At 64.9% G+C, this 23,247-nt stretch carries 24 protein-coding genes and 1 tRNA gene; 18 read left to right on the top strand and 7 right to left on the bottom strand.

Translation table 11 applies throughout. The features are described 5' to 3' along the window. Positions 1 to 162: 162 nt before the first annotated feature. On the bottom strand, positions 163 to 735 hold the full coding sequence (locus LOC59_RS15600) for a septum formation family protein (protein WP_227916845.1): 573 nt from the start codon (positions 733 to 735) through the stop codon (positions 163 to 165). Positions 736 to 965: 230 nt separating this feature from the next. Next, positions 966 to 1,053 (bottom strand) — tRNA-Ser (locus LOC59_RS15595). A 66-nt stretch (positions 1,054 to 1,119) separates the two neighbouring features. Between LOC59_RS15595 and LOC59_RS15590 the strand changes: the two genes are divergently transcribed. The 6 genes from LOC59_RS15590 to LOC59_RS15565 all read left to right on the top strand — a co-directional run bounded on the left by LOC59_RS15590 (position 1,120) and on the right by LOC59_RS15565 (position 7,071). Further along, the gene (locus tag LOC59_RS15590; protein WP_227896171.1) at positions 1,120 to 2,097 is read left to right on the top strand and encodes an NAD(P)H-quinone oxidoreductase; all 978 of its coding nucleotides are present in this window, start codon (positions 1,120 to 1,122) and stop codon (positions 2,095 to 2,097) included. A gap of 123 nt (positions 2,098 to 2,220) precedes the next feature. Next, positions 2,221 to 4,524, top strand: a complete 2,304-nt coding sequence (locus tag LOC59_RS15585) for a carbon starvation CstA family protein (protein WP_227896170.1) — start codon at positions 2,221 to 2,223, stop codon at positions 4,522 to 4,524. Next, positions 4,524 to 4,715 carry a YbdD/YjiX family protein gene (locus LOC59_RS15580; RefSeq protein WP_227896169.1) on the top strand — a complete coding sequence of 64 codons (192 nt, stop codon included), beginning with the start codon at positions 4,524 to 4,526 and terminating at the stop codon, positions 4,713 to 4,715. The genes LOC59_RS15585 and LOC59_RS15580 overlap by 1 nt, the downstream gene beginning before the upstream one ends. A 214-nt stretch (positions 4,716 to 4,929) precedes the next feature. Continuing rightward, a complete protein-coding gene (locus LOC59_RS15575; RefSeq protein ID WP_269437265.1) occupies positions 4,930 to 5,631 on the top strand; it encodes a bacterial proteasome activator family protein in 702 nt (233 codons plus the stop codon). A gap of 13 nt (positions 5,632 to 5,644) precedes the next feature. Continuing rightward, positions 5,645 to 6,118 carry a hypothetical protein gene (locus tag LOC59_RS15570; protein ID WP_227896168.1) on the top strand — a complete coding sequence of 158 codons (474 nt, stop codon included), beginning with the start codon at positions 5,645 to 5,647 and terminating at the stop codon, positions 6,116 to 6,118. 116 nt (positions 6,119 to 6,234) lie between these two features. Then, positions 6,235 to 7,071 carry an aldo/keto reductase gene (locus LOC59_RS15565; protein WP_227896167.1) on the top strand — a complete coding sequence of 279 codons (837 nt, stop codon included), beginning with the start codon at positions 6,235 to 6,237 and terminating at the stop codon, positions 7,069 to 7,071. A 98-nt stretch (positions 7,072 to 7,169) separates the two neighbouring features. Here LOC59_RS15565 and fliW read toward each other — a convergent pair whose 3' ends face one another. From fliW to flgN, 4 genes are read right to left on the bottom strand one after another with little or no spacing between them, the layout of a single operon-like run. Further along, entirely contained in the window at positions 7,170 to 7,568 is a 399-nt protein-coding gene (fliW, locus tag LOC59_RS15560; protein ID WP_227896166.1) for a flagellar assembly protein FliW, read from the bottom strand. Beyond that, on the bottom strand, positions 7,565 to 8,464 hold the full coding sequence (gene flgL / locus LOC59_RS15555) for a flagellar hook-associated protein FlgL (protein ID WP_229972982.1): 900 nt from the start codon (positions 8,462 to 8,464) through the stop codon (positions 7,565 to 7,567). The genes fliW and flgL overlap by 4 nt, the downstream gene beginning before the upstream one ends. A 3-nt stretch (positions 8,465 to 8,467) precedes the next feature. Then, positions 8,468 to 9,868, bottom strand: coding sequence for a flagellar hook-associated protein FlgK (flgK, locus tag LOC59_RS15550; RefSeq protein ID WP_229972980.1), 1,401 nt, complete (start codon positions 9,866 to 9,868; stop codon positions 8,468 to 8,470). Between the two features lie 29 nt (positions 9,869 to 9,897). Beyond that, positions 9,898 to 10,383: a flagellar export chaperone FlgN gene (gene flgN, locus LOC59_RS15545; protein WP_229972972.1), complete on the bottom strand. Its 486-nt coding sequence runs from the start codon at positions 10,381 to 10,383 to the stop codon at positions 9,898 to 9,900. Between the two features lie 263 nt (positions 10,384 to 10,646). On the opposite strand from flgN, the gene LOC59_RS15540 reads away from it, so the two are divergent. The 5 genes from LOC59_RS15540 (at position 10,647) to LOC59_RS15520 (ending at position 14,818) form a co-directional block, all read left to right on the top strand. Beyond that, entirely contained in the window at positions 10,647 to 11,495 is an 849-nt protein-coding gene (locus LOC59_RS15540) for a sigma-70 family RNA polymerase sigma factor (protein ID WP_227896162.1), read from the top strand. Between the two features lie 123 nt (positions 11,496 to 11,618). Then, positions 11,619 to 12,473: a flagellin N-terminal helical domain-containing protein gene (locus tag LOC59_RS15535; RefSeq protein WP_229972970.1), complete on the top strand. Its 855-nt coding sequence runs from the start codon at positions 11,619 to 11,621 to the stop codon at positions 12,471 to 12,473. A 245-nt stretch (positions 12,474 to 12,718) separates the two neighbouring features. Further along, positions 12,719 to 14,059, top strand: coding sequence for a flagellar filament capping protein FliD (fliD, locus tag LOC59_RS15530; protein WP_229972967.1), 1,341 nt, complete (start codon positions 12,719 to 12,721; stop codon positions 14,057 to 14,059). After that, positions 14,056 to 14,484, top strand: coding sequence for a flagellar export chaperone FliS (fliS, locus tag LOC59_RS15525; RefSeq protein ID WP_229972953.1), 429 nt, complete (start codon positions 14,056 to 14,058; stop codon positions 14,482 to 14,484). Before fliD ends, fliS begins: the two co-directional genes overlap by 4 nt. After that, entirely contained in the window at positions 14,474 to 14,818 is a 345-nt protein-coding gene (locus LOC59_RS15520; RefSeq protein WP_229972951.1) for a hypothetical protein, read from the top strand. Before fliS ends, LOC59_RS15520 begins: the two co-directional genes overlap by 11 nt. Positions 14,819 to 14,839: 21 nt before the next feature. Here the strand turns inward: LOC59_RS15520 and LOC59_RS15515 are convergent, their stop codons facing one another. Beyond that, positions 14,840 to 17,230: an ATP-binding cassette domain-containing protein gene (locus LOC59_RS15515; protein WP_229972949.1), complete on the bottom strand. Its 2,391-nt coding sequence runs from the start codon at positions 17,228 to 17,230 to the stop codon at positions 14,840 to 14,842. Positions 17,231 to 17,460: 230 nt separating this feature from the next. Between LOC59_RS15515 and LOC59_RS15510 the strand changes: the two genes are divergently transcribed. From LOC59_RS15510 to LOC59_RS15480, 7 genes are read left to right on the top strand one after another with little or no spacing between them, the layout of a single operon-like run. Beyond that, positions 17,461 to 17,805 carry a flagellar basal body rod protein FlgB gene (locus LOC59_RS15510; RefSeq protein WP_227896156.1) on the top strand — a complete coding sequence of 115 codons (345 nt, stop codon included), beginning with the start codon at positions 17,461 to 17,463 and terminating at the stop codon, positions 17,803 to 17,805. Beyond that, positions 17,805 to 18,197, top strand: a complete 393-nt coding sequence (locus LOC59_RS15505) for a flagellar basal body rod protein FlgC (RefSeq protein ID WP_227896155.1) — start codon at positions 17,805 to 17,807, stop codon at positions 18,195 to 18,197. The genes LOC59_RS15510 and LOC59_RS15505 overlap by 1 nt, the downstream gene beginning before the upstream one ends. After that, the gene (fliE, locus tag LOC59_RS15500) at positions 18,197 to 18,505 is read left to right on the top strand and encodes a flagellar hook-basal body complex protein FliE (RefSeq protein WP_227896154.1); all 309 of its coding nucleotides are present in this window, start codon (positions 18,197 to 18,199) and stop codon (positions 18,503 to 18,505) included. Before LOC59_RS15505 ends, fliE begins: the two co-directional genes overlap by 1 nt. Beyond that, on the top strand, positions 18,505 to 20,112 hold the full coding sequence (gene fliF / locus LOC59_RS15495; RefSeq protein ID WP_227896153.1) for a flagellar basal-body MS-ring/collar protein FliF: 1,608 nt from the start codon (positions 18,505 to 18,507) through the stop codon (positions 20,110 to 20,112). The genes fliE and fliF overlap by 1 nt, the downstream gene beginning before the upstream one ends. Beyond that, positions 20,109 to 21,233 (top strand): flagellar motor switch protein FliG, encoded by a 1,125-nt coding sequence (gene fliG, locus LOC59_RS15490; RefSeq protein ID WP_269440088.1) that lies wholly within the window; start codon positions 20,109 to 20,111, stop codon positions 21,231 to 21,233. Before fliF ends, fliG begins: the two co-directional genes overlap by 4 nt. Further along, positions 21,223 to 21,840, top strand: a complete 618-nt coding sequence (locus LOC59_RS15485) for a FliH/SctL family protein (RefSeq protein ID WP_227896152.1) — start codon at positions 21,223 to 21,225, stop codon at positions 21,838 to 21,840. Before fliG ends, LOC59_RS15485 begins: the two co-directional genes overlap by 11 nt. Further along, on the top strand, positions 21,837 to 23,246 hold the full coding sequence (locus LOC59_RS15480) for a FliI/YscN family ATPase (RefSeq protein ID WP_227896151.1): 1,410 nt from the start codon (positions 21,837 to 21,839) through the stop codon (positions 23,244 to 23,246). Before LOC59_RS15485 ends, LOC59_RS15480 begins: the two co-directional genes overlap by 4 nt. The last annotated feature ends 1 nt before the right edge of the window (position 23,247 follow it).

The following is a 23,247-nucleotide window of genomic DNA, read 5'->3' as shown; positions in this document are numbered from 1 at the left end:
AAAAGCGGCAGTGGGTGCGGTGAACCCCTTCTGGATACCATCCCGGAGTGACAGGCATATTAATTCCCTCCCTTTGGGGGCCTAACGGGAGGTAACTATTGACAAATAGGAGAAAGGGGACCTAACCGCTTTGGTTAGGCCCCCTTTTCAGCGCAAGAACTACTAGACGTTCGAGTTCTTCACCGTGGTGCTCAGTTTCTCGCCGTCCACCCGGTAGGCGCTGCAGAGGATTTCGCGGTCATTCCCCAGCGTCCAGGATGTCGGGGTTGGTGTCAGGTAGCCGATATCCAGAGCGGATACGGAGTAGTCCGTGCCGATGTAGGGCTGGAACTCAGCGAGGCAGAAATCCTGGGCCATGGCGTCCACGGCCTCGTCGCCGGGGTAGGGGCCCGCTTCCATGTCCATGGCTGCGTAGACCTCGGAATCGTGCGGCTGGGTGCAGGGAAGCACGTCAACGGCGTCGACCTCCTCAGCATCCGGGTCTTCGGCCATGCAGTCCCCGACCTTCAAGTCGACAGCGTCGACGGTTGCCGCAGAGACCTCTTCCTCTGCCTCCTCGCGGGCTACGGTCTCGGCTTCCGGCGAGGCCGATGCCGCGGCGGGTGACTCGCCGGCCTTCGGTTCGTCGTTGTCTGCGGAGACTGAGGCTCCGCAGCCGGCGAGCAAGAGTGCAAAGGCGGCAGCCGTGATGGCTTTTCCGGCGCGGGCCAGAGGTACCTGGCGGGCGGGATTCATGCGAGTAACTCCTTCTGCGGTAATTGGTTTTGGTTCTCCATCCCCCAATGGGCCGGAAACCACCAGAAGAGCCTATGTGCGCCGCAAGCACGCTTATAAATTGGCAAAGTAACATCCGTGAGCAGTATGCATTGGCATCGAAGATGGCAAACAAAAACACCCCGGTCCGCAGACCGGGGTGTTTTGCTGAGCCGTTACATCCCTTGAGGATGTGCAGGCTTCCGCAGGAGCGGAAGGTAAGGGATTCGAACCCTTGGTACGGGGTTACCGCACACTGGTTTTCAAGACCAGCTCCATCGGCCGCTCGGACAACCTTCCTCCGCTTAGTAGTCTGGCAGATGAGCGCAGTTCACCAAAATTTTCGCCACGTCCGCAGGAGGCATCATGAAGGCGATTGTCATTACCGAACCAGGCGACGCGGACGTGCTGGCCCTCCGCGACGTGCCCGCTCCCGTCCCCGGTCCCGGAGAAGTCCTCATCGATGTTGCTGCAGCGGGACTCAACCGCGCCGACGTGCTGCAGCGGCAGGGCAAGTACCCGGTGCCCCCGGGTGCCCCGGAGTATCCGGGCCTGGAGGTTTCGGGCCGGGTCGCTGCCGTCGGCACCGGGGTGGAGGGCCTGGAAGTGGGGGCCGACGTCGTGGCCCTCCTGTCGGGCGGCGGTTACGCGGAGCAGGTGGCGGTGCCGGCCGGACAGGTGCTTCCGGTCCCGCCGGAACTGGACCTGGTCACGGCCGCGGCCCTGCCGGAGGTCGCGGCCACTGTGTTCTCCAACCTCTTCATGGCTGCCGGGGTCCGCGAAGGCGAGTATGTCCTGATCCACGGAGGGGCCGGCGGAATCGGGACCATGGCCATCCAGCTGGTGGCGGCGTTCGGGGCGGTTCCCATGGTGACGGCCTCGAGCCCGAAAAAGCTGGCGCTCGCCGAGAGCCTCGGCGCCAAAGTGCTGATCAACTACAAAGAGCAGGACTTCGTGGAAGAGGTCCGCCGGGCCACGGACGGCAGGGGAGCGGACGTCATCCTGGACGTCATGGGAGCCAAGTACCTGCAGCGCAACCTGGATGCGCTCGCCGTTGAAGGCCGCCTGGTGATCATCGGCCTGCAGGGCGGCACCCGGGCAGAGCTGGACCTGAACGCACTGATGACCAAGCGCTGCGCTGTCATGGGCACCACCCTGCGCGCACGGCCGGAAGCCGAGAAGAGTGCCATCATGGCAGCCGTCGGCGAGTACGTCTGGCCGCTGCTGCGCGACGGGACTGTGAAGCCTTTGGTGGACCGCACCTTCCCCCTCGCCGAGGCTGCCGCGGCACATGAGTACTTTGATTCCGGTCGGCACACCGGGAAGATCCTCCTCACGGTCTAGCGGCGCGCCCCCGGCGGGTCCGGCGTGTATGTGAGCTGCACCGCACCGGCACTGCTAACCTCTTGCGCATCACCTGCACCCTATCGGGGTGCGGACCCGCACTGCTGACAAGGGGTACGCATCATGAGTGAGAACAACCGGCGCCGAAGGGACCCGGACCGCCGGGACCCGGGAGCGTCCGACGCAGACGTCCTGGTCCAGGACCCGGACCTGCCGCCCGTTGCCGTTGACGACGACGCAGCGCAGGCGGAGGAACGCCGCTGGACGCCGTTGAAGATTGCCGTCTGGGTGGGCATCGCCCTGCTTGGTGGCATCAGCTGGACCATGCTGGCGATCGTCCGCGGCGAGACGGTCAACGCCATCTGGTTCGTCTTTGCTGCGGTCTGCACGTACCTGATTGGTTACCGGTTCTACTCCAAGTACATCGAGCGGCATCTGCTCAAGCCCAATGACCGCAGGGCAACGCCCGCGGAGTACAAGGCGGACGGCAAGGACTACGCCGCCACCGACCGGCGGGTGCTCTACGGCCACCACTTCGCTGCGATCGCCGGTGCCGGCCCGCTGGTCGGTCCGGTCCTGGCCGCCCAGATGGGTTACCTGCCCGGCACGGTCTGGATCATCGTGGGTGTCATCCTGGCCGGCGCCGTCCAGGACTACCTGGTCATGTTCTTCTCCATGCGCCGCGGCGGCCGGTCCCTGGGCCAGATGGCCCGCGAGGAACTCGGCCTGATCGGCGGCACGGCTGCCCTGATCGCCACCCTGACCATCATGATCATCATTGTGGCCATCCTGGCACTGGTGGTCGTGAACGCGCTCGGGGAAAGCCCGTGGGGCGTCTTCTCCGTGGCCATGACCATCCCGATCGCGCTGTTCATGGGCGTGTACCTGCGCTACCTGCGCCCCGGCAAGGTCAGCGAAGTCTCCATCATTGGGTTCGTGCTGCTCATGCTCGCGATCGTTGGCGGCGGCTGGATCGCTGACACCGAGTGGGGCGTGGCGATCTTCTCCCTGGACCGCGTCACCATCGCCTGGGGCATCATCATCTACGGCTTCATCGCCGCCGTCCTGCCCGTCTGGCTGCTCCTGGCCCCGCGCGACTACCTCTCCACCTTCATGAAGATCGGCACGATCGTCATGCTGGCCGTGGCAATCATTGTTGTGCGGCCGGAGATCAGCGTTCCGGCTTTCAGCGAGTTCGCTTCCCGGGACGACGGCCCGGTGGTCGCCGGCCCGCTGTTCCCGTTCCTGTTCGTCACGATTGCCTGCGGTGCACTGTCCGGATTCCACGCCCTGATCTCCTCCGGAACCACTCCGAAGATGATCATGAAGGAACGCCAGACCCGGTTCATCGGCTACGGCGGCATGCTGATGGAATCCTTCGTGGCCATCATGGCCCTGGTCGCGGCAATCTCCCTGGACCGCGGCATCTACTTCGCCATGAACTCCTCCGCCGCTGCCACCGGCGGAACCGTGGAGGGCGCCGTCGCGTTCGTGAACTCCCTGGGCCTGGTGGGCGTGAACCTCACGCCGGACATGCTCACCTCCCTGGCGTCCGACGTCGGCGAGGAGTCCATTGTGTCGCGCACCGGCGGTGCGCCAACGCTGGCAGTCGGCCTGGCGATGATCATGCAGAGCTTCATCGGCGGCCCGGCAATGATGGCGTTCTGGTATCACTTCGCGATCATGTTCGAGGCGCTGTTCATCCTCACCGCCGTTGACGCCGGCACCCGCGTGGCCCGCTTTATGCTGCAGGACTCGATCGGGAACTTCATTCCGAAGTTCCGGGATACGGGGTGGCGCACCGGCGCCTGGATCTGTACGGCGATCATGGTCGCCGGCTGGGGATCGATCCTGATCATGGGCGTCACCGATCCGCTGGGCGGCATCAACACGCTCTTCCCCCTGTTCGGCATAGCCAACCAGCTCCTGGCAGCCATTGCGCTGGCCATCTGCCTGGCGATCCTGGCCAAGAAGAATGTCTTCAAATACATCTGGGTAGTGGTGCTTCCGCTGGCGTTCGCATCGGTCGTGACCATCACCGCGTCGATGTACAAGATCTTCTCCCCCGTCCCGGCCGTGGGCTACTGGGCGCAGCACAACGCGTTCCGGAACGCCCTGGAGGCAGGGGAGACCAGCTTCGGCACTGCAAAGACGGTGGAGGCAATGGAAGCCGTTGTGCGGAACACGTTCGTGCAGGGTGTGCTCTCGATCCTGTTCGTGACGCTGGCGATCATCGTGATCATCACCGCAGTGATCGCTTCGATCCGGTCCTACCGCTCCGGCGGGGCTCCGAGCGCCGAGGATCCCGCCGTGCCGTCGCGGACCTTCGCACCGGCCGGCTTCTTCGCCACTGAGGAGGAGAAGAAGATCCAGGCAGAGTGGGATGCACTGCCGGAGGACAAGAAACCGGCGGTGGCGGGGCACTGATGACAGCCGTAGTTGGACACCTGCGCGGATTTGTCCGCTTCTTCCGCGACGTGATGGGGGAGGACGCGTACCGCAAGTACCAGGCCCACCATGCGGCGTCGGGCTGTTCCGGGCCGATGCTGAGCGAGCGGGAGTTCTGGCGGGACAAGATGGACCGGCAGGACGCCAATCCCGGCGGGCGCTGCTGCTGACCCCGTAAATCCGCATCCTGTCCGTGCCCCCTCCGGTGCATTACCCATCGAGAGGCCAGTTACGGCTCCTTTCAGCCCTGAAAAGAGCCGCAACTGGCCTCTCGGTGTGAGGGGCAGCGCGCGGCCGCCACTACTTCGCAGAAAAGCGCGGGGAAGAACCCGAAAGCGGGCAGGACCCCGGAACATCCCGGGGCAGGCGTGAGAGCATTAATCCATGACTGAACAGAACGGACCTGGCGCCGGTCCCGGTGTCGAACACGCTGCGGGTCCCGGTGCGGGCCCAGCGGCGGACCCGGCTGCTGAGTCCCGGGACGCGGCCGGCCCGGACGCCCGGACGGGCGGATCAGCCGGGCAGCCCGGAGACCAGTCCGACGAAGCGGCAGAGACTCCGAGCAAGTCGGGCCCGCCCAAACTGAATGAGCTGGTGGATGAACCGGCCAAGGTCATGCGCATCGGAACCATGATCAAGCAGCTTCTCGAAGAGGTGCGCAACGCCCCACTGGACGACGCCGCCCGCAACCGTCTGGCGGAGATCCACGACCGGTCGCTGAAGGAACTCTGTGACGGGCTGGCCCCGGAACTGGTCAGCGAACTGGAACGCATCAACCTGCCCTTCCTGGACAACGCCACCCCTACGGACGCCGAGCTGCGGATCGCCCAAGCTCAGCTGGTGGGGTGGCTTGAAGGACTCTTCCGGGGGATCCAGACTGCGATTGCCGCCCAGCAGACCGCCAACCAGCAGCTCCAAAGCCGGCTGCAGCTGCGGCAGCTCCCACCTGGGACAGTCCTCGCCCCCGGCGTGGTGATCGGGGAGAACGGTGAACCGCGCCGCATGGCCGGCAGTACGGGCCAGTCCGGCCAGGGCGGAATGGGTTCCCAGGCCGAGCCCCAGGCCGGCCCCGGACAATATCTGTAGAATCTCGGGCAGGATGGCACTTTTCGCAGCAGCCCGGCAGGGGCGCAAGGACGACGTTGAACTCGGCAAGGGTGTGTGGCGCCGCGCCCACGACCGTTTCACCCGCGGGCTGGACCGCTACCACCAGATGCTCGAAGGCGTAGCTGACGACGCGCTCTACAACGAGCTGGCCCTGGTAGCGAACGAGCTCTCGGGACTTTTGCCGCGCGTCCGCGCCGTCTGTGCAGCCGCCCAGAAACACCTGCCCAGCACCGGGCAGGACATTCCGGGCGGACTGATCGCCGTGCACCGTGCCCTGTCCCGGTCCGGCAACTCGTTGGCTGCCACAGCCGAAGCCGCAGCCATGTCCCGGTTGGAAGGCGAACGCTGGGGGATTGCCTCCGCAGGCCTGGAGAACGTCCGGCGCAGGGCCCAGCTCGTGGAAGAGGACATCGCCGAAGCTGAGCGGGCACTGGGAACGTACCGGGCGGGCAGCACCCCCGCGTAGGAGCGGCAGTAACCGGGCGTCACATTGCCCAAACCCTTCCCGCACCGATTTCGCGTCCAGCAAACAGCGGCCGGTTTGGTCCTGGAGCCGGGGGTACTGGGTGGAGGATGGTGACCATGACTACATCCCCACTCGTGACTTTCAACGACGGCAACACCATCCCCCAGCTCGGCTACGGCGTCTGGCGCGTTGCGGACGACCTCGCGGAGAAGACCGTGGGCATGGCCTTCGAGGCCGGCTACCGCCACATCGACACCGCCAAGATCTACGGCAATGAAGCAGGCGTCGGCCGCGCCATTGCCGCTTCCGGCCTGCCGCGCGAAGACCTGTTCATCACCACCAAGGTCTGGAACGCCGACCAGGGCTTCGAAGAGACGCTGGCGGCCTTCGACGCGTCCATGGAGCGCCTGGGCCTGGAATACCTTGACCTGTACCTGATCCACTGGCTGCAGCCGAAGCAGGGCAAGTACGTGGAGACCTGGAAGGCGCTGATCGAGCTCCAGAAGTCCGGCCGGGTGAAGTCGATCGGCGTCTGCAACTTCACGGTTGAGGCACTGCAGGAAATCATTGATGCCACCGGCGTCGTGCCGGTCCTGAACCAGGTGGAAACCCATCCGTACCTGGCCCAGTCCGAGCTGCGCGAGTTCGAAGCGAAGCACAACATCAAGCACGAGTCCTACTCGCCGCTCGGCTCCGGCCAGGGCCTGCTGGATGACGCAGTGCTGCAGGAAATCGCCGCAAAGTACGACGGCGCCACCCCGGCCCAGGTGGTCATCGCCTGGCATCTGGCACTGGGCAACATCGTGATCCCGAAGTCAGTGACAGAGTCCCGCATCCAGGAGAACTGGGCCGCATTGGACCTCAAGCTCTCCGACGAGGACATCCAGGCAATCAACGCCCTGGATAACGGCACCCGCTTCGGCGCAGACCCGGCGACGTCCGACTTCGCCTAGCCTCACCCAAAAAACGAGATAGCAGAAAGTGCACGTCCCAGCTTTGGGACGTGCACTTTCTGCTATCTCGATGGGGGGAGGGGCGGGGAGGAAGCCGGTTACGCCGCAGCGACCGTTTCCAGCGACGCACGCAGCGGCAGGTCGCGTCCCTCCAGGATGACCTGGGCGCACTGCCAGGTGCGGGTGTTGATGATGACCGGTGCCAGCAGGTTCACCGTGGTTCCGGAGTCCGCCGGGTTGGCGACCACCAGGACGCGGGCGTCCGCGGGGTCGGTCAGGCCCAGCTGGCCGGCCTGCTCATCAGAGATCTCCGGGTGGTACTCCGGCAGGTACACCGAGGCGTCAATGGCGTAGAAACGCCGGACTCCCGCGGAGGTATCCGTTCCGGTGAGCGAGTACAGGCCGCTGGCGCCGTCGACGTCCACGAGCGCGAACTCGGTGAGGGGCTCCAGCCCGGGAGGCGGGGCCAGGAAGGAAACCGGCGTTACGGTGCTCATCGCAGGAAGTCCATCAGCGTGGGCTGCAGGACCTTGGCCGTGACCGCCAGGGATGACTGGTAGGCCAGCTCCTGCAGCTTCAGGTCCAGGATGACCTGCGCGGTATCCAGGTCTTCGATGCCAGAGCGCCGGGTTTCCAGGCTGACGGACTGCTCCACGTTGGTTTCCTCTGCTTTCAGCACGCGGGCGTGGCGGATGCCAACATCGGTCTGCGCGGTGAGCACGGTGTTGATGCTCTCGTCGATGGCGGCCAGGTGGCTGCTGATGCTGGCGTTGGCCCGCAGGTCGGTGACCAGGGAGTCGATCTTGGTGAAGACGTCGCCGAAGATTTCAGCGGCGCTGGCATCAACCCGCACCGTGGTGCTGGCGTCAATCCTGCGGGTCACCGGGCCGTCACCGGCGCCGGTGAAGGTGTAGGTCGACGCTGTGGCGGGCGGCACGGGCGGATTCACGACGACGGCGGCACCGGCATCGGAGTTACCGGCAAAGATGGTCCGGCCCAGGTATGAGGTGTTGGCCTGGGTGATCAGGTCCGACTTGAGGCCCTCGATCTCGGTGGCGATGGCAGCCTTGCTGGCGGGCATCGTCGTCGCGGTGGCTGCGGTGATCGACAGGTCCTTGATCCGGGTCAGGATGTCGTTGGTGCGGGTCAGCGCGTTGTCCAGGGTGGCCAGCCAGCTGTTCGCGTCTGAGATGTTGCCCTTGTACGCAGTGTTGGCGCGGATTTCGCCGCGGACCTTCAGTGCGTCCGCAGTGCCTGCGGGGTCGTCCGACGGGCGGGTGATGGCTGCCGAAGTGTGGGCCTGCTCCTGGAGCTTGGCGAGCCGGGACATGTTCGCCTGAAGATTCTGCTGCGCGTTGCGCGCCATCATCAGGTTGGAGGTGCGGGTGATCACGGGTTACCTTCCCACAATGCCGGTGCGGTTGATGAGTGTGTCGAGCATTTCGTCGATGGCGGTCATGACCCGGGCTGCGCCCTGGTAGGCGTGCTGGTAGGCCAGCAGGTTGAGGTTTTCCTCATCCAGGTCCACCGAGGAGTTGGAGAGCTGCATGCCGACGGCGGCGGAAGCGGCTACACCGGCGAGGTCTGCCTGCTGCATCTCTACCCGGGTACTGGCGCCGATGCCGCTGACGAAGTTGGCCCAGATGGAATCGGGCGACCCTGCTCCGGCACCCAGCTGGGCGATCGCGTCCGCAATCGAGTTGTCCAGGTTGCCGTTGCCAACAGCGCCGGTGGCGATGCCAGAGGCATTCGCCGGGACAACCTTCAGTGACAGTGCAGCGGGATCCGTGGTGTGGCTGAAGAAGTCGCCGACGACGGTGCCTGCGGTATTGGTGCCGCCGTTATGCACGGCGTTCACCGCGGTGGCCAGTGACCTGGCGAAGTTGTTGTAGCCCTCGGCAGCGGAGGCGAGGATACCGCCGTCGGCTGCCGGAGCCAGGACGCTGAGCACACCCGCGATCTCGCCGCTGGCGGCCATGTTAATGCCCGGGCGGTGGCTCCATTCGAGGCGGGGCGCTTCGGCACCCATGGCGATTCCGCCGGCAACCTGTACCGGACGGACGATGTCCCCGGAAACAATGGCATTGCCGTCGATCAGCACGTCCACCATGCCGTTGTCCGACTCGCGGACGGTGCCGCCGGCCAGGGCAGCGATGGTGGTGGTCAGTGCGTTTCGCTGGTCGATGAGCTCATTGGCGGTGCCGCCTGAAGCCTGCGTCGTGCGGATCTGGGCGTTCAGCGAGGCGATCTGGGAGGCGGTGCCGTTGAGCTCGGCTTCCATGTCCTTGAGCTGCTTGTAGGCGCCGGTCCACTGTTCCTCCACAGCCTGGTAGCCGGTGGCAACCTGAGTGGCGAGCATGGTGGCCTGCCCGATCAGTGCGGTGGCGGCAGCTTCGTTGCCCGGCTTGTTGGACACTCCCTGCCACGCCGCCCAAAACTCCGTGAGGGAGGCCGAGATGCCGTTCTTGCCCGGCTCGTTGAGGCTGGCCTCGAGGCCGGCCAACGCATTGGCGCGGACAGCGGAGAAGCCGGAGGCCGCGGCCGTGGCACGGACCCGGGTGTCCAGTTGCATGCTGCCTAGCCGTGCGATGCCGTCGACGGAGACGCCCTGGCCCACCCGGGCACCGGTGGCGAACTTGCCGGTGATGGCTGCGCCGCCCATGGCGGAGGTGGTGACCCGCTGGCGGGTGTAGCCGGGAGTGTTGACGTTGGCGATGTTCTGCCCGACGACGTCGAGACCCTTTCGGGCTGCACTCAGACCGGTGTAGGCGGTGTTCAAGCCGCTGAAGGTGCTCATGGCGTGATGATTCCTTTGTTCACAGGTCTCTAGAGTTGCTTATCCACGATCCGGGCGCCGCTTCCGGACCCGGCCGAAGTTCCACTGGAGTTATACGTTTTGCTTTCGGTTCCCAGGCCCGCGAGGGTTTCCTGGGCGGACCGCGCCGCTGTGCGGAGGAACTGCTCGTTAGTGTCCCGCAGGTCGCGGATCTTCACGGTCAGTTCGGTCATAGCCTGCAGGTGCGACATGAAGATCTCAGTCCACGGCCCCGGAGGTGCGGCGGCGATAATCTGCCGAAGAGTTGCGTCTTCGGCTATGCCCCACTCCTGCGCGAGCTCGGAAACGGCCACCGTCCTGGCCAGATTCGCGATACGCAGGCGTTCAAGGACCTGTTCGACTTCCCGGGTGGCGTGCTGGAGCCAACGCGTCTTGCCGGAGGTTAGGAGGAGCTGTTCTTCTTCGAGCTTGAAGGTCAGGAGCTCCAGGAGTTCCCGTTCTTCCCAGAGTAATGCGGACAATTTCTGGGTACCCATGCCTAGCTCACCTCCCGCGATGCACGCGAATGTCTTGTCTCCGATGGGTGTGGACGCACACCCAGCAACGGGTTCAAAGACACCCGCTGACGCAGGCCCTAAAAACTTTTAATCCGTCGGAAACACCTATCGGCGCTTCTACCCACAATGTTAGTGGTATGTTGCAGCTATTACGCCAAAGTAAGGGATGAACCGGGAGTCTCAGCTCCTGTCCAAGCGGTCAGCGTGTTTTGTTGGGGAACAAGGACTTGGGGGTCCACTAGTTGAATCGCGAAGAACGCAACCTTTTGGTTGTCGAAAACTTACCTTTGGTTGGTTATCTGGTCTCAGAGGTGTGTGCCAAAGCCACGCATCTTTCCAGGGATGACCTGGCATCGGTTGGGGCAATTGCCCTGATTACGTCCGCCGACTCCTTTAACGCGGAGCTGGGTGTGCCTTTTGGGGCCTACGCCAGACGGCGGATCGTTGGCGCTTTTGCCGACGAGATGCGCTCGAACGACTGGGCAACCAGGACCGCACGCAAGCGCATCAAGGAAACCCTCGCAGTCAAGGAAGCGCTGACTGCTGCCCTGGGCCGCTCACCGAAGGTGGACGAGATTGCTTCCGCCATGGGCGTGGACCGGGCTGCGGCCGAGGATGCGCTGGCGGATGCATCACGCACTGTCTCCCATTTGGACGACGCGGCTTCGGACTCCCTGGTCAGCGCGCTGCCCTCGCCCGAAGGCTCCGCCCTGTCCTCCGAGCGGATGCAGTACCTGCGTGCCGCCGTAGAGGCCCTGCCGGAGAAAATGCGCTACATCGTTGAACAGGTCTACTTCCATGACCGCTCGGTCAAGGACCTTGCCGCTGAACTGGGCGCTACCCACTCCGCGGTGTCCCAGCAGCGTGCCGAAGCTGTCCGTCTGCTGCGTGACGGGCTGGGCACCCACTATTCCGACGCCGATACTCCGGCGCCGATCGAGTCGCGGATTTCGCCGGCCAGGCGCAATGCTTACCTCGCCTCGGTGGCGGAGTGGACGGCCGGCGGACTCACCCGCCAGGATCCTCATTTCAACCCCGCTGCCTTCCGTGCACCGGGTGGACATGGGCCGCTGAACGCCGCCGTGTCCTAACTCTCAAAAAACTGCAAAATTCTTTTCCAAATTCCTAACACGCCCGTGATGGGGGCCGATAACTAGGGGTACAGGCCCACGGACGGGCCTGGTAGTTATCGCCCAATCACGGAGGAATTCATCATGGGTTTCACAATTGCAACTAACGTCTCTTCGCTCAATGCGATGCGTAACCTGACCCTGAACCAGACGGCTCAGTCCAAGTCGGTGGAGCGCCTCTCCAGCGGCCTGCGCATCAACCGTGCAGCTGACGACGCTGCCGGCCTGGCCATCTCCGAAGGTCTGAAGAACCAGATCTCCGGCCTGACCGTCGCCGGCCGCAACGCCCAGGACGGCATCAGCCTCATCCAGACCGCTGAAGGCGCCCTGACCGAGGTCCACAACATCCTGAACCGCGTTCGTGACCTGACTGTCCAGGCAGCCAACGATACGAACAATGCTGATTCCCGCACGGCTATCCAGGCGGAAATCACGGCTCAGGCCGCTGAGCTTTCCCGTATCGCCACCAGCACCAACTTCAACGGTATTGAGCTGCTGACCACCGCAGCTGCTGCTACCGACCTCAAGATCCAGGTTGGATCCAACGCCGGTGCGGTAAACAACGAAATCGCTGTCAGCCTCACCGACATCACGCTCGTTGCAACCGCGGTTGGCAACATCAACGTTGCCACGGGTGCAACCCAGGCGGACAACCAGTCTGCCGCTTCCAACGCGATCACCACGCTGGATACCCAGATCAAGTCTGTTTCCACCGCCCGCGCCGATCTTGGTGCACAGCAGAACCGGATGGAATCCACCGCCCGCTCCATCGCGGTCTCCATCGAGAACCTCTCGGCTGCCAACTCCCGTATCCGCGACACGGACATGGCTGCGGAAATGGGCAACTTCACGAAGTCCCAGATCCTGTCCAGCGCTGCCACGGCCATGCTGGCCCAGGCCAACCAGATGAACTCCGGCGTTATGCAGCTCCTGCAGTAATAACGGTTTCATCCGCGGAACGGCTTCCGCTGTACCGCAACCAGCAGTAACCGCTTAACCGGCAGGTGAATGGCCGCTGGCGGGAAAAGAATGACTTGGACCTCACACTTTTCCTGCCAGCCCATTCCCTGCCTGCGGTGTTTTACCGGCCTCGGCTGGAGACAATTCGTTCTGCTAGACCAACCGGCATCTTCCCTCCGCAGCAGCGGGCCAGATCCTGAGGGAAACGTACAAGGAGCATTCGCATGGCGCTAGGCATTGACGGACTGATCAGCGGTATCGATACGACCTCCATGATCAAACAGCTCATGGAGATCGAAGCTCGGCCCCAGACCCTGCTGAAGAACAAAGTCAGCACCACGCAGCTCTTTGCGACCGCCCTGCAGAACCTGAACGCCAAGATCGCCTCGCTGGCCGAAGCCGCCGCGAAAACCGCCAAGCCCGCCGGCACGGATCTGTTCAAAGCCAGCACCACCTCCGAGAAGGTGACTGCAGCAACGACAGCCGGCGCCGCAGCGGGTTCCCTGGACATTTCTGCTTCCCAGACCGCTACAGCACAGGTTTCGCTGTCGTCCGCGATGGCAGCCTGGCCCTCGAACAGCGTATTGGCCATCTCGGCAAACGGCACTGTTACTTCCTTTGACACCACGGACAAGTCCCTGGACCAGGTCATCAGCGAAGTCAACAAAGCCAACCTCGGCGTCACCGGCGTGAAGATTGCCACCGGAAGCGTGGACGGCGTCCAGCAGTACCGGGTCCAGTTCACTGCTGCCAAAACCGGCTCCGAAGGCGCATTCACGGCCAGCCTCGGCGGCACGGACATGGACGTCCTCAAGACGGCGCAGGATGCCAAGCTCACCCTGTGGGCCGGCACACCCGCGGCACAGGAGATCACTTCTTCCAGCAATACCTTTAAAGCCCTGATGCCGGGTGTGGACATCACGCTGGCCGCCGATACACCGGCCAACACCGCGCTGACCATCAACGTTGCACGCGACGACGAAGCAATCTCAAAGGTCGCTTCGGACCTCGTGGCCGGGCTGGCGGATGTCTTCGCGTATATAAATAAGAACAGTGCGGTGACGGTTTCAACGTCTTCCGGCAGCACCAGCACCTCCGGCGGACTCTTCACCGGCGACGCCGGGGTCCGCGACATCAAACGCCAGATCATGGACGCTGCGACGTCGCCGATCGATGGCCGTTCGCCGTCGGAAATCGGGATCGTGATCACCAAGGACGGCACCGTTGAGTTCAACGCGGAGAAGTTTGCCGCAGCGATGGCCGCTGACCCCGCCAAGACCGAAGCAACGCTGCAGACCATAGCCGGACGTGTGGAAGCCGCCGGCAAGGTGGCTTCGGATAAATACGACGGCCTGATCACCCAGCGCATCACCGGCCAGGAGTCCACGCTCAAGGCGTTGAACACTCAGATCGAAGATTGGGACAGGCGCCTGGCCAGCCGCGAGTCGACGCTGAAAATGGTCTGGAGCAACCTGGAAGTCAAGCTGAGCCAGCTGCAGAGCCAGCAGGACTGGCTCACCGGCCAGCTCGCCTCGCTGAACACCTCCAGCTCAGGAAAGAAGTGACCGTGAGCTACGGGCTGCAGGCCAAACGTGCCGAGTACATCCGGGACGCCGTGATGTCCGCATCCCCGGTGCGCCTGCTGACCATGCTGTACGACCGGATGCTGCTGGACCTGAACCGGGCCGAAGCTGCCCAGCAGGCCGGCAACTGGAAGGCTGCCTCAGAACAGCTCATCCATGCCCAGAGCATTGTGGCAGAACTCAGCGGCACGCTGAAGGTGGACGAATGGGAGGGCGGCGAGAACCTCCAGGCCATCTACGGCTACGTCATGAAGGCCATGGTGGAAGCCAACCTGCAGCACAGTGCAGCCATGACCCGCGAGTGCATCAACCTGCTGGAACCGCTCCGCGCGGCCTGGCATGAAGCCGCAGCCCAGTTGCCCGCCGCGGCACCGGTAGGAACCGGAGGTACTCTCGGTGTCGGCTGAACCAGTGGAAGAGTACCTGACGCCGCACCAGGAGAACCTTGAACGCTGGGACGAAGTGCTGACCCAGCTCGAGGACAATCTTGAAGCCTTCATGGACGGCACAACCGTCCTTGACCAGGCGCGCACCGTCGCCAGTGCCTGGCATCCGCCGCATGCGCTGGGACCGCTGCCCGCCGAATACGCCACCCGTGCCCGGCTGCTGTCCATGGCCCAGCAGCGTGCGTACGCGCAGCTGCGCAACGAATCCAGGATGATCCGGCAGCAGGCCGAACTGATCCGCAGCGTTCCCACTGCCTCCTCCGGCGGCGCGGTCTACCTCGACGTCGCGGGCTAGGTCCGTTCCTGCCGGGCGGTGCTAGCTGCCCACGTAGGCGGCCAGATGTTCGCCGGTCAGGGTTGAACGCCCGGCCACCAGGTCCGCCGGCGTCCCCTCGAACACCACCCGGCCGCCGTCGTGCCCTGCTCCCGGACCCATGTCGATGATCCAGTCTGCGTGGGCCATAACCGCCTGATGGTGCTCGATCAGGATCACGGACTTTCCAGAGTCGACCAGCCGGTCCAGCAGCCCCAGCAGCTGCTGCACATCTGCCAGGTGCAGTCCCGTGGTGGGTTCATCGAGAACGTAGATATCGCCCTTGTCCGCCATTTGGGCGGCAAGCTTCAACCGCTGGCGTTCGCCGCCGGACAGCGTGGTGAGCGGCTGCCCCAGGCTGAGGTACCCGAGCCCCACATCCGCCAGCCGCTCCAGGACCTTCTGGGCCGCAGGGGTTTTCGCATCGCCTGCGGCAAAAAACGCCGCTGCTTCCGTCACGGACATGGCCAGCACCTCAGCGATATTCCGGCCCCCCAGCCTGTACTCCAGCACGGCGGACTGGAACCGCCTGCCTTCGCACTCCTCGCACGTGGACTCTACGGTGGCCATGACTCCAAGGTCGGTGTAGATGACACCGGCACCGTTGCAGACCGGACAGGCGCCCTCGGAATTGGAGGAGAACAGCGCCGGCTTGACCCCGTTGGCTTTCGCGAACGCCTTGCGGATCGGCTCCAGCAGGCCGGTGTAGGTCGCAGGGTTGCTGCGCCGCGAACCCTTGATCCCGCCCTGGTCGATCACCACGACGCCGTCGCGCTTGGCCACCGAGCCGCGGATCAGGGAACTCTTGCCGGATCCCGCCACCCCGGTAAAGGCGCAGAGGACACCGAGGGGAATGTCGACGTCGACGTCCTGCAGGTTGTTCATCTCAGCGCCGCGAACCTCCAGCACCCCCGAAGCGGTCCGCACAGTGTCCTTCAGCCGGGCCCGGTCATCCAGATGACGGCCGGTCACCGTCTCCGAGGCGCGAAGACCGTGCAGTGTGCCCTCAAAGCAGATTTCGCCGCCTCCGGAACCGGCACCGGGTCCCAGGTCCACCACATGGTCGGCGATCGCGATCATTTCCGGCTTGTGCTCCACCACCAGTACGGTGTTGCCCTTGTCCCTGAGCTGGATCAGCAGCTGGTTCATTCGCTCGATGTCATGCGGGTGCAGCCCGATGCTTGGTTCGTCGAACACGTACGTCACATCCGTCAGGGAGGATCCCAGATGCCGGATCATCTTGGTCCGCTGGGATTCACCGCCGGACAGGGTGCCTGACGGGCGGTCCAGGGACAGGTAGCCAAGCCCGATGTCCGTGAAGGAGTCCAGCAGGTGCTGCAGTCCGGCCAGCAGGGGAGCCACTGACGGTTCGTCCAACTCCCGCACCCACTCCGCGAGGTCGCTGATCTGGAGGGAGCACAAATCGGCGATGTTCTTTCCCCTGATCCTGGAGGCGAGAGCCTCCTGCGCCAGCCGGGTGCCGCCGCACTCGGGGCAGGCGGAAAAGGTAATGGCCCGGTCCACGAACGCCCGGATGTGCGGCTGCATGGCTTCGCGGTCCTTGGACAGCATGGACTTCTGGATCTTGGGGATCAGCCCTTCGAAGGTGACGTTGATACCCTCGACCTTCAGCTTGGTGGGTTCCGCGTACAGCAGGGCGTGGAGTTCCTTCTTGGTGAACTTCGCGATGGGCTTGTTCGGATCGAAGAGGCCGGTGTTGCTGAAGATCCGCCCGTACCAGCCGTCCATGCTGTAGCCGGGGATGGTGAGTGCCCCTTCCAGGATGGACTTGGAATCATCAAAGAGCACGGTGAGGTCGAAGTCGCTGACGTTCCCCATGCCCTCGCAGCGCGGGCACATGCCGCCCAGCCGGTTGAACGTGGCTTTCTCCGCCTTGGTCTTTCCGCCGCGTTCTACGGTGATGGCCCCGCTGGCCCTCACGGAGGGAACGTTGAAGGAGTAGGCGTTGGGGGAGCCGATGTGCGGGTCGCCGAGCCGGCTGAAGAGGATGCGCAGCATGGCGTTTGCGTCGGTGGCGGTCCCCACCGTGGAACGGGGATTGGCACCCATCCGCTCCTGGTCCACGATGATCGCCGTGGTGAGTCCTTCCAGCCGGTCGACGTCGGGCCGGGCGAGGCTGGGCATAAACCCCTGGACGAAGGCACTGTAGGTCTCGTTGATCATGCGCTGGGAATCCGCGGCAATCGTGGCGAAGACCAGTGAGCTCTTGCCTGATCCCGAGACCCCGGTGAAGACCGTGAGCCGCCGCTTGGGAATGTCGAGGCTGATGTCCTTGAGGTTGTTTTCCCGGGCGCCCAGCACCCGGATCATCTCGTGGCGGTCGGCGGGATGAGCCGAGGGGGACTGCGCTGAAGGATCCGTGGCTGTGCTCATGGTTGCTCCCTGGGATGTCCTGCATCTGTGGTGTGCCACGTTACCCGCGCTGCGGGAAGGCATGCTTCTTTAATTCCGACCACCCTTCTACTTGCTTTATCCCCGCGCGATACCTCGAAAAATACTTACGCTTGCCGCCAAACCGCCGATAGCAAGCAGTGAGCATGGATAGCTCACGCAACAGGCCACGGATCGGCCGCTCTGTTCCCCCATAAGAAGCGGGTTTTCCTGTGTTCGACTCCGTGTCCTCGGTGGCGCTGCAAAGCGCTCTCAATGGCCTGGCCCTGCGCCAGCGGACCATTGCCAACAACATCGCCAACGTGAACACCCCCGGCTACCACGCCCAGCGGGTGAGCTTTGAAGATGCCCTGGCAAAGTCGGTCAGGGCCGGAAACAAGTCCTTCACGGAGTCAGCTACCGCCCGTTCGCTGGAACCGACCCGCCTCGACGGCTCCAACGTCAACCTGGACACCGAGACGCTCTCCAACATCGATACGGTGCTGCGCTTCCAGTTCGCCTCCCAAGCAGTTGGCGGAGAAGCCAACTCTCTCCGCACCGCGATGAGGACACAGTAATGACCTTCGACGCCATCGGCATTGCCGGTACCTCCCTGACCGTCCACCGCAAGTGGCTGGACGCCGTCTCGGACAACCTCGCCAACATGAACAACGCCTCGGCTACCGACGGCACCGCCTTCCAGGCCCGCTACGTGATCGCCCGCGAAGGAGCGGAGAACACCGGAGTCTTTGTTTCAGGCGTTGAATACGGCGACGGCGAGGGCCGGATGGTCCACGAACCGAACCATGCCCTCGCAGACGAAAACGGATATGTCCGCTACCCGGACATCGACATGGCCGAACAAATGAGCGCCCTGATCATGGCGCAGCGAGGCTACGAAGCCAACGCCGCCGTCGTTGACCGCGCCAAGGCCACCTACGAAGCCGCTCTCCAGATTGGACGCTCCTAATGCCCGTTCCCGCCGTCGGCGCCGTTGTCAGTACCCTGCCCACCGGTTACCTCGAGAACACCGCACCCGCTGCACCGGCCACGGACGGCTCCGGGTTCGCGACACAGCTCGCAGGCGCCGTTGATAACGCACAGCAGCTCTCCTCCACCTCCAAGGAACTGGCCGTCAAGGCCGTCACCGGGGACCTGGATGACATCCACGCCGCCACGATCGCTTCCACCCGTGCCTCCGTCACGCTGGAACTGGTGGCCGCCGTGCGTAACAAGAGCGTTGACGCGTTCAACGAGATCATGCGGATGCAGGCCTAATGACACAGGTGAACGCGGCATTTGGCCGTTTGGGAAAGACCATCAGCCAGTTCACTCTGGCGCAGAAGACCCTTGCGCTGATTGGCATCGCTGTGCTGGCCCTGGGCATCTTCGCCCTGGCCAGCTGGGCCGCCAAGCCCTCCTACTCACCGCTGTTCTCAGGCCTCCAGCCCTCCGATGCGAACACCATCGTGGAGCAGCTGCAGGCCGACGGTGTCCCGTATGAGATCGCCAACGGCGGCGGCACCATCATGGTGCCGGAGCAGAACGTGTATGACCAGCGGCTTAAGGCCGCCGGCGCCGGGCTGCCCGCTTCTTCCACGGGCGGCTACTCGCTGCTCGATGACATGGGCGTGACCTCCTCCGAGTTCCAGCAGTCAGTGACCTACAAGCGGGCGCTGGAAGGCGAACTCGCCAAGACCATCGGCGCGCTCAAAGGCGTGAAGACTGCTTCGGTCCAGCTGGCGCTTCCGGAAGAAACGGTCTTCGTTTCCGAAAAAGTGGATCCCACCGCGTCGGTCTTCATCGACACCGAAACCGGCGTGAACCTCAGCGGCGACCAGGTCCAGGCGATTGTGCATCTGGCCTCGGCTGCGATCGACGGCATGAAGGCCACCAACGTGGCCGTGATCGATTCCGCCGGAACCGTGCTCTCTGCTGTTGGCGTGGGCGCCACCGGCTCGGCCAACAAGCAGGCCACCGACTACGAAGAGCGCGTGGCCGCGTCCGTGCAGACCATGCTGGACCAGGTTGTGGGGCCGGGCAATGCCACGGTCGCCGTGGCCGCTGACATGAGCTACGAGTCCGCGAACCGGGTGGAGGAAACCTTCACCAATCCCGACGGCACGCCCGCCCTGAACGAAGCGACCACCACCGAGGAATACGCCGGCGGCAACGGCAACACCGCCGCCGGAATCCTGGGCCCGGACAACATCGCTGTTCCCAACGGAGGCGACGACGACGGCAACTACACCTCTGAGTCCACCACGAAGAACAACGCGGTCAACAAGGTCACCGAAACCCGCGAGATCCCCGCCGGTGCCCTGAACCGCCAGACCGTCTCGGTAGCCTTGAACTCCGCGACGGCCGCCGGGATGAACGTTGCCGATATCCGGGCGCTGGTCTCCAACGCTGCCGGCATCAGCGAAGCCCGCGGCGACGAACTTACCGTGGAAATGGTTGCCTTCAACGCCACCGGAGCCGAAGCTGCCCAGGAAGCATTGGCAGCGGCCGAAGCCGCCGAAGAAGCTGAGCGCCGGGCCGAGCTGCTGAGGACCGGCATCCTTGCCGCCGGAATTGTCCTGGCAGTCATCCTGGCCCTGATCGCCTACGCCATGCGCTCACGCCGCCAAAACCGCGAAGCCGTGGACATCGGCGTCCTGCCCGAGCTTGATCCGCTTGCCCCGCCGGCAAGCCTCGCCCTGATTGGACAGGATTCCGGCCGCAGCGCGCTGGAACCGCCGGTGGACACCGCTTCCCTGCGGATAGTGGCCAACGCCGCGAGCTCCGAGCGCAAGCTCGAAGAACTGGACCACCTCGCCCTGCAGGACCCCAGCCGCACCGCGGACTACCTGCGCAACTTCATGGATGAGGGGCAGCGCGTATGAGCGAGCAGAGTTCCGGAACAGCACTGGCCACCAAGCCGAATCCCGGGGAATCCCAGTCCGACGCCCCGACAGCGGCCGTCCCGGCCATCCGTCCGACGGTCCCCAAGCCTGTCCTGCCCAAGCTGACCGGCATGCAGAAGGCAGCAGTCATCCTGATGCAGCTTGAAACCTCCCGGGCCGCCACCGTGCTGCAGCAGTTCACCGAGGCGGAAGCCCAGGAACTGGCAGCCGAGATCGTGAACCTCCGCCGCGTTGACGTGGCGCTGGTGGAAGCGGTCATTAACGAGTTCTACGACATGACCGTGGACGGCAGGCGCCGTGCCCACGGCGGCCGTGACGTCGCCATGGGCCTGCTGGAAGCCTCCTTCGGCACCGAACGCGCCTCCGGCGTGATGGACCGGCTGGCCTCCTCCATGGCAGGAAAGTCCTTCGAGTTCCTGGAACGCGCCGAAGCCGTCCAGATTGTCAGCCTGCTGGAAAACGAACTGCCGCAGACCATCGCCCTGGTCCTGGCACACATGCGGCCGCAGCGTGCCTCTGCCGTGATCGGCGGCTTCCCGGAGAAGCTGGGCACCGACGTCGCACAGTGCATTGCCAACATGTCCCGCGCGACTCCCGAAGCGATTCGGATTGTCGCGGAGACGCTCAAGGCCCGTGCCACCGCCGTGGGTGCAGCCCGCGAGGCCGCGGACCAGATTGGCGGCATCCAGCCGCTGGTGGACATCATCAACCGGGCCGACGCCGCCACCGAGCGTGCGCTGCTCGAAGCCCTCGACGCCCGCGACCCGGAACTGGCTGAAGAAGTGCGTTCGCGCATGCTCACCTTCGCCGACCTCACCAAGCTCGAACGCCGCGATGTGCAGCTGGTACTGCGCGGAATCGACGTGGCAGTCCTGGCACTGGCCATGAAGGGCGCCAACGAGACCGTGCTGGAAACCGTTCGGGGCAACGTGTCCGAGCGCAACCGGGAGATCCTCGACGACGAAATTGCCGCATCCGGACCGGCCCGCCTGTCCCAGGTCGAGGAAGCACGGGCGACGATCGTCCGTGCCATCCGCGACCTCGAGGCCCAGGGCGCGATCACCATCCACCATGCGGACGAGGAAGAGTATGTCTACTGAGTCTGCGGAGCGCACGTTCGCGCGCATGGCCTACCCCACCCTGGGCGGCCATGACGTTGAGCGTGCCGCGGAACGCGGCCGGGCCGCCGGGCATGCCGCGGGATACGCCGCCGGCCTGCATGCAGCCGCGGCTGAGACTGCCCGGGTCCGCCAAGAACTCAAAGCGCGGTTCGACGCCGAGCGGGCCGCCCTGCGTGCCCGCGCGGACCACGCCCTGGCACTGCTGAATGCCGCCGAACAGAGCGTGGCGCAGCTGACCGTTCCCGTGGTTGCCCAGGTCCAGGACTCGCTGGCCGCCGCAGCACTCGAACTGGCAGAGGCACTGCTGGGCCGGGAACTGGCCAACGGCGAATCCTCGGCACGCGCAGCACTGGACCGGGCCCTCAACGGCGTCGACGTCCGGCTGGTCCAAACCGTGCGCATGCACCCGGACGATCTGCAGCTCCTGGACAACGACACCCTGAATAACGCCGGCGTGGTCTTCACCCCGGACCCCGGCCTGAAGCGCGGAGACGCTGTCACGGAGTTCCCCGACGGCTTCCTGGACGCCGCCCTTTCCAGCGCCCTGTCCCGCGCCCGGGCGGCCCTGCTGGGAGACGGCGCATGACGCTTACTGCCGAACCCCAGGCCCAGACCCCGGCCCTGACCAGCCGCCGCGACCGGCGCCGCGCCGAGGCACGCGAAACGCAGCCCGTCACCTGGCGGCCGAAGCCCGATGCCTTCGCCCTGGCGCTTGCCGCTGCGCGCCCGCAGCGGGTTGGCAAAGTCTCTTCCGTCCTCGGACTGAGCGTTGAAGTAACCGGCCTGGACTGCGCCGTCGGAGACCTGGTGAGCCTGGGCGCGCCTGAAGCCTCCGTGGATGCGGAAGTGGTCGCCGCGACGCGCGACGGCATCCGCTGCATGCCGTTCGGCCGCCTGGCAGGTTTGACCTCCGGCAGCCCGGCCCGCTCAAAGGGGGCACCGATGCGTGTTCCTACCGGAAACGGGCTGTTTGGCCGGGTCCTGGACGGGCTGGGACGTCCGATCGACGGCAAGGGACCGCTGGACGTGGAAGCGTTCGTGTCCCTGGACCATGAAACTCCATCCGCCATGCAGCGCTCCCGGATCACCGAACCCCTGCAGCTGGGCGTGCGGGTGCTGGACACCCTCACGACCGTGGGCAAGGGACAGCGCATGGGCCTGTTCGCCGGCTCCGGCGTCGGAAAGTCCTCCCTGCTGTCCATGATTGCCCGCGGCACCAATGCTGAAGTTTCAGTCATTGCCCTGGTGGGGGAGCGTGGCCGCGAGGTCCGGGAATTCCTCGAAGACGATTTGGGTGAGGAGGGCCTGGCCCGGTCCATCGTCATCGTCTCCACCTCTGACGAGCCCGCCCTGATGCGCCTGCGCGCCGCGTTCGTCGCGACCCGCATTGCTGAGTCCTTCCGCGACCGCGGCGCAGACGTCATGCTGATGATGGATTCGCTGACCCGCGTGGCCATGGCCCAGCGCGAGATCGGCCTGTCCGTTGGGGAACCCCCGGCGACCCGCGGTTATCCACCCTCGACCTTCTCCCTGCTGGCCCAGCTGCTCGAACGTGCCGGCACGGACAAGACCGGCTCGGTGACCGGCATGTACACCGTGCTGGTGGACGGCGATGACCACAACGAACCGATCGCGGACTCGGCCCGCTCGATCCTGGACGGCCACGTGGTCCTGGACCGCAAGCTCGCCGTCGCCGGCCATTTTCCCTCCGTGGACGCCCTCGGTTCCATCTCCCGTGTCGCCTCCCGCGTCAATCCGCGCGAACGCAGCCAGGCGGCGTCTGGACTGCGCCGCGTGCTTGCCGCGCGGCGGTCGGCCCAGGACCTGATCGACGTCGGCGCCTACCAGCGCGGAACCAATCCGTTGGTCGACGCGGCCGTGGACCATGAGGGCGCCATCAACGCTTTCCTGCAGCAGCGCATGGATGAACAGACTCCGGCGGATGCTGCGTGGGATCAACTGCACCAACTCACACGGAACCTGGGGGTCTAGG

The sequence above is a fragment of the Arthrobacter sp. zg-Y916 genome (assembly GCF_020907385.1).
Classification (GTDB): Bacteria; Actinomycetota; Actinomycetes; order Actinomycetales; family Micrococcaceae; genus Arthrobacter_B; species Arthrobacter_B caoxuetaonis.
The sequence above is the reverse complement of the archived record's forward strand: the minus strand, read 5'-3'. Positions and strand labels throughout refer to the sequence as shown.

Bases quoted from the DNA above. Each gene is read 5' to 3' on its own strand.
- LOC59_RS15600 (WP_227916845.1), bottom strand. From the start codon at position 735: ATGAATCCCGCCCGCCAGGTACCTCTGGCCCGCGCCGGAAAAGCCATC.
- LOC59_RS15590 (WP_227896171.1), top strand. From the start codon at position 1,120: ATGAAGGCGATTGTCATTACCGAACCAGGCGACGCGGACGTGCTGGCC.
- LOC59_RS15585 (WP_227896170.1), top strand. From the start codon at position 2,221: ATGAGTGAGAACAACCGGCGCCGAAGGGACCCGGACCGCCGGGACCCG.
- LOC59_RS15580 (WP_227896169.1), top strand. From the start codon at position 4,524: ATGACAGCCGTAGTTGGACACCTGCGCGGATTTGTCCGCTTCTTCCGC.
- LOC59_RS15575 (WP_269437265.1), top strand. From the start codon at position 4,930: ATGACTGAACAGAACGGACCTGGCGCCGGTCCCGGTGTCGAACACGCT.
- LOC59_RS15570 (WP_227896168.1), top strand. From the start codon at position 5,645: ATGGCACTTTTCGCAGCAGCCCGGCAGGGGCGCAAGGACGACGTTGAA.
- LOC59_RS15565 (WP_227896167.1), top strand. From the start codon at position 6,235: ATGACTACATCCCCACTCGTGACTTTCAACGACGGCAACACCATCCCC.
- fliW (WP_227896166.1), bottom strand. From the start codon at position 7,568: ATGAGCACCGTAACGCCGGTTTCCTTCCTGGCCCCGCCTCCCGGGCTG.
- flgK (WP_229972980.1), bottom strand. From the start codon at position 9,868: ATGAGCACCTTCAGCGGCTTGAACACCGCCTACACCGGTCTGAGTGCA.
- flgN (WP_229972972.1), bottom strand. From the start codon at position 10,383: ATGGGTACCCAGAAATTGTCCGCATTACTCTGGGAAGAACGGGAACTC.
- LOC59_RS15535 (WP_229972970.1), top strand. From the start codon at position 11,619: ATGGGTTTCACAATTGCAACTAACGTCTCTTCGCTCAATGCGATGCGT.
- fliD (WP_229972967.1), top strand. From the start codon at position 12,719: ATGGCGCTAGGCATTGACGGACTGATCAGCGGTATCGATACGACCTCC.
- LOC59_RS15515 (WP_229972949.1), bottom strand. From the start codon at position 17,230: ATGAGCACAGCCACGGATCCTTCAGCGCAGTCCCCCTCGGCTCATCCC.
- LOC59_RS15505 (WP_227896155.1), top strand. From the start codon at position 17,805: ATGACCTTCGACGCCATCGGCATTGCCGGTACCTCCCTGACCGTCCAC.
- fliE (WP_227896154.1), top strand. From the start codon at position 18,197: ATGCCCGTTCCCGCCGTCGGCGCCGTTGTCAGTACCCTGCCCACCGGT.
- fliF (WP_227896153.1), top strand. From the start codon at position 18,505: ATGACACAGGTGAACGCGGCATTTGGCCGTTTGGGAAAGACCATCAGC.
- fliG (WP_269440088.1), top strand. From the start codon at position 20,109: ATGAGCGAGCAGAGTTCCGGAACAGCACTGGCCACCAAGCCGAATCCC.
- LOC59_RS15485 (WP_227896152.1), top strand. From the start codon at position 21,223: ATGTCTACTGAGTCTGCGGAGCGCACGTTCGCGCGCATGGCCTACCCC.
- LOC59_RS15480 (WP_227896151.1), top strand. From the start codon at position 21,837: ATGACGCTTACTGCCGAACCCCAGGCCCAGACCCCGGCCCTGACCAGC.